Genomic DNA, 11,943 nt, shown 5'->3' with positions numbered 1-11,943 from the left:
GGGCGACGGCTAGAGGGCGACGACCTTGTCCTGCTTGAAGGAGATGAAGCCGTCGCCGTCGAAGTAGAAGACGGTGAACTTCACCCGGTCGCCCTTCGCGAACCGCGAGCCGGTCTGCGTGCGCAGCGTCACCGTGGTGCTGTGGCGGGTGTAGTCGCAGGTGAGCTTGTCGGCCTTGATGAGTCCGGCGGCGTTCGACTCGTCGTGGCCGGTGACGTTGAGCTTGGTGGCGTTGACGACGAGCGCGTTGTCGTTGTGCTCGTCGCACGAGTATGTGACCTTCGCCGCCAGGGCGTTCTGTCCGGTCGGCGAGCCGCTGTCGAACGCCAGGTCGTAGCCCTTGGCGGCAGCCGGAGACGCGCTGGTCAGCGCGGCGGCGCCGGCCAGGACGACGGCGGCCGCGGCGCCCGCGGCGCGACGACCGAAACGGGATGACGTCATCAGGATTCCCTCCCCTGCGCCGCCGTCCCGGCCCGCCTCGTCGGGGTCTACGACGATTCGGGCGACAACGGCGTTCGCGAGTTATTGATCTTGATGTGGAATCCTATGGGGTGCTCGCGCAGAGATTCGAGCACATTCGAGCCTTCATTCGGGCCCACCGCCGCCGCACATGTCGCGTGGTCGTCGCGACTCCCCCGAGCGCGTGTCATGGGGCCACGCTAGAGGGCCCGGTCGGCGGAGGGGGAAAACACCGGCCCAACGGCCGAAAACCGCCCCGCTTTTTGCTCGTATTGATGCTAAGACGCACGTTCGAACCGGTGCAAGTAATCCGCAAGTACCGGGAGTAACCCTTGCGTTCGAGGGCATTCGCCGTGTTGGGATAGAGCGATGCGGACCCCCACCGGCATATCCGCCCACCCCACCGGCCACCACGATGACCTGGTGTCATTCGCCGACCCCGAGTACGAGCAACCCGTCGAACCGCCCCTCTTACTCGACGAAGTCGCCGATCCGGTCCTCGAACCGGTCCCCGGACCACCCCCGGCCACCGTCACCGCCGCCGGCGCCCCGCCCCCGCCGGCACGCCGCCCGCAGACAACGCCGCGGTCGCGGCCGAGGCCGCCCGCCCAGCCCCCTGCGGACCTACCGCCGGGCCACCAAGCTCCTCCTCGCCCTCCTCTTCGGCACCGCCTTCCTCCTCCTCGCGGACCGCTGCGCGGTGATGTACGCCGAGAAGAAGGCCCAGCAGAAGCTGCAGCAGGCGCTGCACCTCGAGGCCCAGCCGCAGGTGGACATCCGGGGGTTCCCCTTCCTCACCCAGGTGCTGACCAAGCGCCTGCGGCAGGTCGACGTCACCGTCCCCGACGTCGCCGCCGACCGGGTCTCGCTCGCCAAGGTGCGGGCGAGCGCCCGCGACATCCGGCTCACCGGCAGCCTGCCGGCCGGCATCCACGGGGCCGTCGTCGGCCGGCTCGAGGGCAACGTCCTGCTGGCCTTCGACGACATGAACCGCGAGCTCGGCGCCTCCCAGGTCAGATTCAGCGACCTCGGCGGCAACACCATCGGCGCCAAGGGGCGGCTGTCCGTCGCCGGGCAGGATCTGGTCCTGCGGGCCCGGGCCCGGCTGCGGCGCGACGGCGACCGGGCCGTCTCCACCGCCGTCGATGACATGAGCCTGGACCTCCCCCGCGTCGCCACCTACCGGCCCGGTCCGGGCGAGGGCCGCACGCTCACCCTGCACCCCGAGGCGGCCGAGCTCCTCAGCCGCGACGCCGCCCGAGTGAAGGCGCTGCTGTCCGTGCCGGCCATCGCCGCCCGGCTCGGGGTGAGCGAGGAGGACGTCGCCCTCGCCCTGCGCAGCGAGGAGCGGCTGCACGAGCTGACGGGCGCGCCGCGCTTCGTCGAGCGGCTCACGAAGGTCAATCTCGTCGACGTGGTGCTCGACAACCCCTGGCTGCTGGAACGGCTCGGCATCGACCCGCAGTTGATCACCGCCCTGACCCGTCTCCAGCCGCCCGCGCTCGCCGACCGGCTCGCGCTGTCCTTCCGCCTCCCGAAACAGGCCGACGACCTGCACCTGCACGCGGTGACGGTGCAGCGTGACGGCATCCGGGTGGAGCTGACGGCCGCCGGGCTGCCGATCGGCTCATAAGACCAGAACGCCACGGCTCACAGCCGGGGCGGCTCCGTCGCCGCGCCCGGCAGCCGGACGGAGGCGATGGTGCCGCCGTCCTCGGCCGGGGCCAGCGTGACCTCGCCGCCCGCCTGCCGGACCGTATGGGCGACGATGGCCAGGCCCAGGCCGCTGCCGGGCAGGCTGCGGGCGGTCGGCGAGCGCCAGAAACGGTCGAACACGTGCGGGAGTTCGTCGGCCGGAATGCCCGGTCCGTGGTCGCGAACGGTCAGTTCACCATTCACCAGGCGCACCTCGATCACACCACCCGGAGAGCTGAACTTCACGGCGTTGTCCAGGAGGTTGACCACCGCCCGCTCCAGCGCGGCCGGTTCGGCGCGTACGTACCAGCTGCCGAGCTCCGCGTCGATCGACAGGTCCGCTCCGGCGGCCCGCAGCCGCGCCCGGCCCAGCGCCCGCCCGACGGCCTCGTGCAGCGCGATCACCTGCAGCGGGCCGCCGCCGCTCGGGCCGTCCGGGCGGGACAGTTCCTGCAGGTCGCCGATCAGTCCGGCCAGCTCGGCCATCTGCGCCGTGACGCTCTCCAGCAGCTCCTTGCGGTCCTCCGCCGGGATCGCCCGGCCGGTCGCCTCGCTCCGCACCAGCAGGTCGATGTTCGTCCGCAGCGACGTCAGCGGGGTGCGCAGTTCGTGCCCGGCGTCCGCGATGAGCTGCTGCTGGCGGTCGCGCGAGGAGGCGAGGGCGGCGGTCATGGCGTTGAAGGACGCCGAGAGCCGCGCGATCTCGTCCTCGCCCTCGACGGGGATGCGGACGGCCAGGTCCTCCGTGCGCGCGATGTGCTCGACGGCGCCGGTGAGCCGGTCCACGGGCTTGAGCCCGGCCCGGGCGACCCACAGTCCGGCCGTCGCGGCCCCCAGGGCCCCGAACCCGGCCACCGCCGCCAGCACGATGGCCAGCGCGTTCAGCGGCCGGTCGATCTCGCTGAGCGGCTGCGCGATGGACACGGCGGTGCCGGGCACCGGGCCCGGGGACGTGGCGACGCGCATCGAGGTGCCGTCGTCCGCCCGGGCGTCGTGCAGCGCCTGCCCCCGCTGCTGCCGGGCGACGAGGAGGTCGTCGGCCTCCACCTTGATCGGGGAGGTGCCGACCGTGCTGCAGATGAAGCCCTCGCTCGTGATGATCTGCACCGTGTAGGGGCGGAAGAGGGCGGACGGGCCGGTGGGCGCGGTGCCGCAGCTGCGCAGCAGCCCCTTCACGGTGGTGTCGTCCGCCCGCACGCTGGTCAGCGTCGTGTCCCGCTGGTGCTCCAGCTCCTGCCGGGTGACCAGCCAGCACGCGATGGCCGCGACGGCGACCGCGACGGCCACGGCGGCGGCGGTCAGCAGCGCCAGCCGCGAGCGCAGCGGCAGCCGCCGGAATCTCGTGATCATTCGGCTCCGCCGTCCGCTCGTAGGACGTATCCCACCCCGCGCACGGTGTGCACCAGCCTCGGTTCCCCACCCGCCTCCGTCTTGCGGCGCAGGTACATCACGTACACGTCCAGCGAATTGGACGAGGGCTCGAACTCGAAGCCCCACACCGACTTCAGGATCTGCTCCCTGGTCAGCACCTGCCGGGGGTGGGCCATGAACAGCTCCAGCAGCGTGAACTCCGTGCGCGTCAGCCCCACCGGGCGTTCGCCGCGCGTCACCTCGCGGGTCGCCAGGTCCATGCGCAGGTCGGCGTAGGCGAGCGTCCGGGCGTCGGCCGTGGCCTGGGCGGGCGCCGCGTAGGAGCTGCGGCGCAGCAGGGCGCGGATGCGGGCCAGCAGCTCGTCCAGGTCGAAGGGCTTGACCAGGTAGTCGTCGGCGCCGGCGTCGAGTCCGGTGACCCGGTCCCCCACGGTGTCGCGTGCGGTCAGCATCAGGATCGGCACGGTCACCCCGGAGGCGCGCAGCCGCCGGGCGGCGGTGAGGCCGTCCATGCGCGGCATCAGCACGTCCAGGACGATCAGCTCCGGGTCGTACGTCCCCACCTTCTCGACCGCGTCCAGCCCGTCGACGGCGGACTCCGTCGCGTAGCCCTCGAACACGAGGCTGCGGCGCAGCGCCTCGCGGACGGCGGGCTCGTCGTCCACGATCAGGATGCGGGCGGGCTGGTCGCCGTGCTCGGCGGGGCTCATCGGCGGTACCTCACGGGTGTGCGTCATGGGCGGCGGACGCTCTCAGCGTCGCACGCGACCGGTCGGCGGGAACGGGTCCGGCGGCTCAGCCGCCGACGCCGCCCGCGCGGAGCTTGGCCAGGTCCGCCTTGACGGTGTTGACCGGGATGGCGAAGCCGAGCCCCACGCTGCCCGCGGAGTCGCTCGAGCCGCTGCCCGAACCGGAGGCGTACATCGCCGAGTTGATGCCGATGATCTCGCCGCTCATGTTGATGAGCGCGCCGCCGGAGTTGCCGGGGTTCAGCGAGGCGTCCGTCTGGATGGCCTTGTACGTCGTCTTGGACGAGCCCGTGTCGCCGTTGTACTGGTTGCCGCCGAACTCGAACGGCCACTGCGGGACGCCGCGCTGCTGCTTGCCGCGGCCCTCCTCCTTGGAGACGGTGACGTCGCGGTTGAGGGCGGAGATGATGCCGCTGGTCACGGTGCCGGTGAGGCCCTCGGGGGAGCCGATGGCGACGACCTGCTCGCCGACCTTGAGCCTGCCGGAGTCGCCGAGGGTGGCGGCCTTGAGGCCCTTGCCGCCCTGGATCTTGATCAGGGCGAGGTCCTTGTCCGGGTCGGTGCCGACGACCTTGGCGGTCTTCGCCGTGCCGTCGCTGAGCGTGACCTGGACGGTGTCGGCGCCGGAGACGACGTGGTTGTTGGTGACGACCTCGCCGGAGCCGGTGACGATCACGCCGGAGCCGGTGGACTGACCGGTGCCGGTGGCGGCCTTGATCTCCACGATGCTGGGGCTGACGGCGCCCGCCACGGCCGCGACGCCGCTGCCCTTGGCGGAGACGTTCTGCACGGGCGTGGCCCGGTCGCCGCCGTGGGAACCGCCGGTCAGCTCGCCGACGAGCGCGGCGGAGCCGCCGCCGACCAGGGCCGCGACGAGGGCGCAGGCCGCGATCAGCGTCACCGGGCGGCGGGCCCGGGGCGCGCGGTGGGCGTGGGGCTCCGGCGCCGCGGCCGGTGCGGGCCCGGCGACGTGGGCGTACGGGGCGTACGCCGGGGGCGCCGGGTAGGGCCGTGGCTGCGGCTGCTGGTGGGCGTCAGGGGTTTCCGTCATGTCTATGACTGTGCTCCGGGTTCATGAGAACAGTCTGAGTGCGCCCTGAAAAGGTGAGCAAAAGCGCGTTCGTACCGGATAAACACCGTCCTGCCCCCTGCCCGTCGGGCGGCGTCAGCCGCCGCAGCCGCAGGACCTGCGGATGACCAGCCGGGACGGGAACTGCTTCAGGCGCTCGCGCCTGCTGCCGGCCACCCGCAGCCCGTCGTCCAGGACCAGGTCCACCGCCGAGCGGGCCATGGCCTGGCGGTCCGAGGCGACGGTGGTCAGGGGCGGATCCGTCAGGGCCGCCTCCTTCACGTCGTCGAACGCGGCGACGGCCAGCTCGCCCGGCACGTCGATGCGCAGCTCGCGGGCGGCGCGCAGGACGCCGATGGCCTGGTCGTCGGTGGCGCACATCAGGGCCGGCGGCCGGTTGGGTCCGGCCAGCAGCTCGAGGGCGACCTTGTAGGCGTCGTAGCGGTTGTACGGGGCGGGGAAGAGCCGGCCCTCGATGGACTTGCCGGCCTCGCGCATGGCGCGCCGCCAGCCCTCGACGTGGTCGGTGACGGGGTCGCCCACCGTGGGGGTCTCCTCCGTGCCGCCGAGGCAGGCCACGTAGGGGTGGCCGTGCTCGAGGAGGTGGCGGGTGGCGAGCTGGGCGCCGCCGACGTCGTCCGTGACCACGGCCACGTCGTCGATGGCGTCGGGCCTGCGGTGCATCAGGACCACGCGGGCGTCCCAGGCGTCGATCTCCAGCGCCGCGGTCTCGCTCGGTCCCTGGCTGATCAGGATCAGGCCCGAGACGCGCATACCCAAGAAAGCGCGCAAATAGTGCACTTCGCGCTCGTCGAGGTAGTCGGAGTTCCCGACGAGGACCATCTTGCCGCGCTCGGCCGCCGCCTGCTCGACCGCGTGCGACATCTCCGCGAAGAAGGGCTGGCGCGCGTCAGGGACGATCAGGCCTATGAGGTCCGTCCGTCGCGACGCCATCGCCTGGGCGACCCGGTCGGGGCGGTACCCCAGCTCCTTGATCGCCGCCAGCACCCGTTCCCGCGTCGCCGGCGCCACCGGACGCGGTCCATTGTTGATGACATAGCTGACGACCGCGGTCGACGTCCCCGCAAGTCTCGCCACATCGTCCCGCGTCACCTTGGCCACGCGCGGCAGTCTACGCGGGTCCACCTACCGTTTCACCGGGCGTACGGCCTCGGTTTCGACACGCTCCGCCGCCCCCGGCCGGGCCCGCCCGTCGGCGTCCTTCGCCGCGGACCCGTCCCCCGGGCGGTCGATCCTCTCCGGCACCTTCTCCGAGGGCTTCTCCGAGGACTTCCCCGACGCCTTCTCCGGCGCCTTCTCGGGCACCACGAAGCGGTAGCCGACGTTGCGGACGGTGCCGATCAGCGACTCGTGCTCGGGGCCGAGCTTGGCCCGCAACCGCCGTACGTGGACGTCCACGGTGCGGGTGCCGCCGAAGTAGTCGTAGCCCCAGACCTCCTGGAGCAGCTGGGCACGGGTGAAGACCCGGCCGGGGTGCTGGGCGAGGTACTTCAGCAGCTCGAACTCCTTGAAGGTCAGGTCCAGGACCCGGCCCTTGAGCTTGGCGCTGTAGGTCGCCTCGTCCACGGAGAGGTCGCCGCTGCGGATCTCCATGGGGCTGTCGTCCATGGTGATCTGCTGGCGACCCATGGCCAGCCGGAGCCGGGCCTCGACCTCGGCGGGTCCGGCGGTGTCGAGCAGGACGTCGTCGACGCCCCAGTCGGCGGTGACGGCGGCCAGGCCGCCCTCGGTGACGACGAGCAGCAGCGGGCAGCCGGGGCCGGTGGAGCGCAGGAGCTGGCAGAGGCTGCGGACGTGCGGCAGGTCACGGCGGCCGTCGATCAGTATGACGTCGGCGCCGGGGGTCTCCACCAGGGCCGGGCCCTCGGCGGGGGCCACGCGCACGCTGTGCAGCAGCAGGCCGAGCGCGGGCAGCACCTCGGTCGACGGCTGGAGCGCGTTGGTCAGGAGCAGCAGGGAGCTCATCGGCCGCCACCCGCCTCGGTCGTCGTCGGCCCCGTACGGCCGGCACGGGGATCGGTCTCTTGTCGTGCGCTTCGCTCGCCCATTACGTCGGTTCCTCCTCGGTCCCTGCGAGGACGGTTGGGGCACTGCTCGTCGTCCGAATGCACAAAAGGACCCGGGGGCTACTCTGCCCGGATCCTCTCTGCCCAGCAGAATAACCCACCCGACTTTCGGAGGTGCCGACGATTTTGCACGACCTTGTGTTTCGTCGATCACTTCGAGTGGTGATCGCACCCCACTCTTGACGGCTCCCCGCGGCTCTCGGATGGGACCAGTCTGCCCCGGCGCAGGCCCGTCCGGCCAGCGGCACGGGGGGCCTCCGAAACGGAAGCCCCCCGGTCGCTCGGTGCGTGTGTACGGCGCCTAGCGCACTTCCTCCGCCACCGGCTGGGCGAACTGCGCCTCGTACAGACGGGCGTACGCGCCGCCCGCCGCCAGCAGCGCGTCGTGCGTGCCCTGCTCCACGATCCGGCCGGATTCCATCACCAGGATGACGTCGGCGTCCCGGATGGTGGACAGGCGGTGCGCGATGACGAAGCTGGTGCGGCCGGTCCGCAGGCGGCCCATGGCCTGCTGGATGAGCACCTCGGTGCGGGTGTCGACCGAGCTCGTCGCCTCGTCCAGGATCAGGATCTCGGGCTCGGCGAGGAAGGCGCGGGCGATGGTGATCAGCTGCTTCTCGCCCACACTGACGTTCGAGCCCTCCTCGTCTATGACCGTGTCGTAGCCGTCGGGCAGGGTGCGCACGAAGCGGTCGACGTGGGTCGCCCGCGCCGCCTCGACGATCTTGTCCATCGAGATGTCGTCGGCGGCGCCGTAGGCGATGTTCTCCGCGATCGTGCCGCCGAAGAGCCAGGTGTCCTGCAGCACCATGCCGATGTGGGAGCGCAGCTCCTCGCGCGAGATGGCGGCGGTGTCCGTGCCGTCGAGCGTGATGCGGCCCCCGCCCACCTCGTAGAACCGCATCAGCAGGTTGACCAGCGTGGTCTTGCCCGCGCCGGTCGGCCCGACGATGGCGACCGTCTGACCCGGCCGCACGGTCAGCGACAGGTCCTCGATGAGCGGCTTGTCCGGCTCGTAGCGGAAGGAGACCTTCTCGAAGGAAACCTCGCCGCGCACCCGCTCCGGGACGATGGCGTCGGCGGCGTCCGGGGACTGCTCCTCGGCGTCCAACAGCTCGAAGACCCGCTCGGCCGAGGCGACGCCCGACTGCACCAGGTTGGCCATGGACGCCACCTGCGTGAGCGGCTGGCTGAACTGGCGCGAGTACTGGACGAAGGCCTGCACGTCACCGATCGACAGCGAGCCGCTCGCCACCCGCAGGCCGCCGACCACGGCGACCAGCACGTAGTTGAGGTTGCCGATGAACATCATCGCGGGCTGGATGATGCCGGAGATGAACTGCGCCTTGAAGCCGGCGGCGTAGAGGTCGTCGTTCTCCTTGCGGAAGGTCTCCGCGGACTCCTTCTGGCGGCCGAAGACCTTCACCAGCGAGTGGCCGGTGTACATCTCCTCGATGTGGGCGTTGAGCGTGCCCGTCGACTTCCACTGCGCCACGAACTGCGGCTGCGCCCGCTTGCCGATCTTCGTCGCCACGAGGATCGAGACCGGGACGGTGACCAGCGCGACCAGCGCCAGCAGCCAGGAGATCCAGAACATCATGGACAGCACGCCGACGATCGTCAGCAGCGAGGTCATGATCTGGCTGAGGGTCTGCTGCAGGGTCTGCGCGATGTTGTCGATGTCGTTCGTGGCGCGGGAGAGGACCTCGCCGCGCTGCTGCTTGTCGAAGTAGCTCAGCGGCAGCCGGCCCAGCTTCTCCTCGACGTCCTCGCGCAGCCGGAAGACCGCCCGCTGGACGACGTTGGTGGCGATGCGGGCCTGGATGAACGTGAACAGCGAGGCGCCGACGTAGATCAGCGTCACCCACAGCAGCACCCCGCCGACCGCGTCGAAGTCGATGCCCTGGCCCGGGGTGAAGTCCACGCCGGAGAGCAGGTCGGCGATCTTGCCGTCGCCCCGCTGCCGTATCCCCTCCAGCACCTGGGCCTTGGAGAGACCGGAGTCCCACTGCCGGCCGATGACACCGGCGAAGATCAGGTCGGTGGCGTGGCCGAGGACCTTGGGCCCGACGACGCTCAGCGCGACGCTCGCGACGCCCAGGAAGAGCGCCACGGCGATGACGGTGCGCTCGGGGCGCAGCAGGGACAGCAGGCGGCCGCCGGAGCCGCGGAAGTCCATGGACTTCTCCGTCGGCTGTCCGCCCATGAAACGCGCGATGCCGACCGCGGGGGCCGGTCCTCTGCGCTGCCCGGCGCCCTGGCCGGAGCCCTGGGCGTCGCCGCCGGGCTTGCCGCCGGGCCCGCCGCCCGGCTTGTCGGGGGACGTCACGCCGCCTCCTCCTCGGTGAGCTGGGAGAGCACGATCTCCCGGTAGGTCTCGTTCGTCCCCATCAGTTCCGTGTGGGTGCCGGTGCCGACGACGCGCCCTCCGTCGAGGACCACGATGCGGTCGGCGTCGCGGATCGTCGAGACCCGCTGCGCCACGATGAGCACCGTCGCGTCCTGCGTCTCGTCGGCCAGCGCCGCCCGCAGCCGGGCGTCGGTGGCGTAGTCGAGGGCGGAGAAGGAGTCGTCGAAGAGGTAGATCCCGGGCTTGCGGACCAGGGCCCGCGCGATCGCCAGGCGCTGGCGCTGGCCGCCCGAGACGTTGGAGCCGCCCTGGGCGATGGGCGCGTCGAGCATGCCGTCCATCGCCTCGACGAAGTCACGGGCCTGCGCGGTCTCCAGCGCCTGCCAGAGCTCCTCGTCGGTGGCCTCGGGACGGCCGTAGCGCAGGTTGGAGGCCACGGTCCCGGAGAAGAGGTACGGCTTCTGCGGTACGAGCCCCACGGCGTCGGACAGCAGGACCGGCTCGAGCTCGCGCACGTCCTGGCCGTCGAGGAGGACCGCTCCGGCGGTGGCGTCGAACAGGCGCGGGATCAGGCCCAGCAGCGTGGACTTGCCGCTGCCGGTGGAGCCTATGACGGCGGTGATCTCGCCGGGCCGCGCGACGAGGGAGACGTCCTTGAGGACCGGCTCCTCGGCGCCCGGGTAGCGGAACTCCACCCCGCTGATCTCCAGGTGGCCGCGGCGGCGCAGCTCGGTGACCGGCGCGAGCGGCGGGACCACGCTGGAGTCGGTGGTCAGCACCTCCTGGATGCGCTCGGCGCACACCTCGGCGCGGGGCACCATCATGAACATGAAGGTGGCCATCATGATGGCCATCAGGATCTGCATGAGGTAGCTGAGGAACGCGGTGAGCGCGCCGATCTGCATGCCGCCGTCCTCGATGCGGTGGCCGCCGAACCACACGACGGCGATCGAGGAGAGGTTCACGACCAGCATCACGGACGGGAACATGGTCGACATCAGCCGGCCGGCCCGCAGCGAGACGTCCATCAAGTCGTCGTTGGCGGAACGGAATCGTTTCCGCTCGTGCGTGTCCTTGACGAACGCACGGATGACGCGGATGCCGGTGATCTGCTCGCGCAGCACGCGGTTGACGACGTCGATACGGTCCTGCACACCCCGGAAGACCGGGCGCATGCGCCAGATGATCACGCTCACGATGGTCGCCAGCACCGGCACGATGACCAGCAGCAGCGCCGACAGCGGCACGTCCTGCTGGAGCGCCAGCACGATGCCGCCGACGCACATGATCGGCGCCGAGACCATCAGCGTGAACGTCATCAGCACCAGCATCTGGACCTGCTGGACGTCATTGGTGGTGCGCGTGATCAGCGAGGGGGCGCCGAACTGCCCCATCTCCCGCGAGGAGAAGGACTGCACGCGGTCGAAGACCTCGCCGCGCAGGTCACGGCCGACCGCCATGGCCGTACGGGCGCCGTAGTACACGGCGCCGATGGCGCAGACGATCTGCGCCAGGGTCACGGCGAGCATCAGCCCGCCGGTGCCCAGGATGTAGCCGGTGTCGCCCTTGACGACGCCCTTGTCGATGATGTCCGCGTTGAGGGTGGGCAGATAAAGCGTCGCGAGCGTCTGCACGAGCTGCAGCAGAACAACCGTCGCGATCGCTCCGGAATAGGGCCGCACATAAGCCCGGAGAAGTCGTACCAGCACACAGGCAGCCTATGCGAGCACCCCTCCGCACGGCCCCACCTTTAACGGCTGGGGACCGCGCCCCGCGCGGCACCCGTCATCATGGAGGACGGCAAGATGCCGGAAAGAACGGAAGGGGTCGCCGTGGCGACGACACACACGGCACGACCGGCGCGGCCGGCTCGGCTGCCGGCACAGCCGGGGCCGCCGGTACCACCGGCCGGCACCATCCGGTACTGGGCCGCGGCCAAGGCCGCCGCCGGCACGCCCGAGGAGCCGTACGCCGCGTCGACGCTGGCGGACGCCCTCGCGGCGGCCCGTGGTCGGCACGAGGGGAAGCCGGAGTTCGCGCGGGTGCTCTCGCGCTGCTCGTTCCTCGTGGACGGCGACCCCGTCGGCACGCGCGACCACTCGACGGTCCAACTGGCCGAGGGCGGCACGGTCGAGGTGCTCCCGCCCTTCGCAGGAGGGTGAC

At 71.4% G+C, this 11,943-nt stretch carries 10 protein-coding genes; 2 read left to right on the top strand and 8 right to left on the bottom strand.

Annotation, left to right across the window (positions count from 1 at the left end; translation table 11 throughout):
- Positions 1–9: 9 nt before the first annotated feature.
- Positions 10–441, bottom strand: coding sequence for a hypothetical protein (locus J1792_RS08290; RefSeq protein ID WP_086573135.1), 432 nt, complete (start codon positions 439–441; stop codon positions 10–12).
- Between the two features lie 433 nt (positions 442–874).
- Between J1792_RS08290 and J1792_RS08285 the strand changes: the two genes are divergently transcribed.
- Positions 875–2,092: an LmeA family phospholipid-binding protein gene (locus J1792_RS08285; RefSeq protein ID WP_207246906.1), complete on the top strand. Its 1,218-nt coding sequence runs from the start codon at positions 875–877 to the stop codon at positions 2,090–2,092.
- 17 nt (positions 2,093–2,109) lie between these two features.
- On the opposite strand, the gene J1792_RS08280 is transcribed toward J1792_RS08285, so the two are convergent.
- The 7 genes from J1792_RS08280 to J1792_RS08250 all read right to left on the bottom strand — a co-directional run bounded on the left by J1792_RS08280 (position 2,110) and on the right by J1792_RS08250 (position 11,489).
- Positions 2,110–3,504 (bottom strand): sensor histidine kinase, encoded by a 1,395-nt coding sequence (locus J1792_RS08280; protein ID WP_086569317.1) that lies wholly within the window; start codon positions 3,502–3,504, stop codon positions 2,110–2,112.
- A complete protein-coding gene (locus J1792_RS08275) occupies positions 3,501–4,235 on the bottom strand; it encodes a response regulator transcription factor (protein ID WP_086569315.1) in 735 nt (244 codons plus the stop codon). Before J1792_RS08275 ends, J1792_RS08280 begins: the two co-directional genes overlap by 4 nt.
- Before the next feature lie 85 nt (positions 4,236–4,320).
- A complete protein-coding gene (locus tag J1792_RS08270; protein WP_086569313.1) occupies positions 4,321–5,325 on the bottom strand; it encodes a S1C family serine protease in 1,005 nt (334 codons plus the stop codon).
- Positions 5,326–5,439: 114 nt separating this feature from the next.
- Positions 5,440–6,465, bottom strand: coding sequence for a LacI family DNA-binding transcriptional regulator (locus tag J1792_RS08265; protein ID WP_086569311.1), 1,026 nt, complete (start codon positions 6,463–6,465; stop codon positions 5,440–5,442).
- A 24-nt stretch (positions 6,466–6,489) separates the two neighbouring features.
- Positions 6,490–7,329, bottom strand: coding sequence for a response regulator transcription factor (locus tag J1792_RS08260; protein WP_086569309.1), 840 nt, complete (start codon positions 7,327–7,329; stop codon positions 6,490–6,492).
- 402 nt (positions 7,330–7,731) lie between these two features.
- Entirely contained in the window at positions 7,732–9,759 is a 2,028-nt protein-coding gene (locus J1792_RS08255; RefSeq protein ID WP_372446079.1) for an ABC transporter ATP-binding protein, read from the bottom strand.
- Positions 9,756–11,489 carry an ABC transporter ATP-binding protein gene (locus tag J1792_RS08250; RefSeq protein WP_179198868.1) on the bottom strand — a complete coding sequence of 578 codons (1,734 nt, stop codon included), beginning with the start codon at positions 11,487–11,489 and terminating at the stop codon, positions 9,756–9,758. The genes J1792_RS08255 and J1792_RS08250 overlap by 4 nt, the downstream gene beginning before the upstream one ends.
- 165 nt (positions 11,490–11,654) lie before the next feature.
- Between J1792_RS08250 and J1792_RS08245 the strand changes: the two genes are divergently transcribed.
- Positions 11,655–11,942 carry a MoaD/ThiS family protein gene (locus J1792_RS08245; protein ID WP_242645802.1) on the top strand — a complete coding sequence of 96 codons (288 nt, stop codon included), beginning with the start codon at positions 11,655–11,657 and terminating at the stop codon, positions 11,940–11,942.
- Position 11,943: the final 1 nt, after the last annotated feature.

Origin of the sequence: Streptomyces triculaminicus, from assembly GCF_017349075.1 — a bacterium.
Taxonomy (GTDB): domain Bacteria; phylum Actinomycetota; class Actinomycetes; order Streptomycetales; family Streptomycetaceae; genus Streptomyces; species Streptomyces triculaminicus.
The sequence above is the reverse complement of the archived record's forward strand: the minus strand, read 5'-3'. Positions and strand labels throughout refer to the sequence as shown.

Coding starts and splice junctions, on each gene's coding strand:
- J1792_RS08280 (WP_086569317.1), bottom strand. CDS start 3,504: ATGATCACGAGATTCCGGCGGCTGCCGCTGCGCTCGCGGCTGGCGCTG.
- J1792_RS08275 (WP_086569315.1), bottom strand. CDS start 4,235: ATGAGCCCCGCCGAGCACGGCGACCAGCCCGCCCGCATCCTGATCGTG.
- J1792_RS08285 (WP_207246906.1), top strand. CDS start 875: ATGACCTGGTGTCATTCGCCGACCCCGAGTACGAGCAACCCGTCGAAC.
- J1792_RS08290 (WP_086573135.1), bottom strand. CDS start 441: ATGACGTCATCCCGTTTCGGTCGTCGCGCCGCGGGCGCCGCGGCCGCC.
- J1792_RS08270 (WP_086569313.1), bottom strand. CDS start 5,325: ATGACGGAAACCCCTGACGCCCACCAGCAGCCGCAGCCACGGCCCTAC.
- J1792_RS08260 (WP_086569309.1), bottom strand. CDS start 7,329: ATGAGCTCCCTGCTGCTCCTGACCAACGCGCTCCAGCCGTCGACCGAG.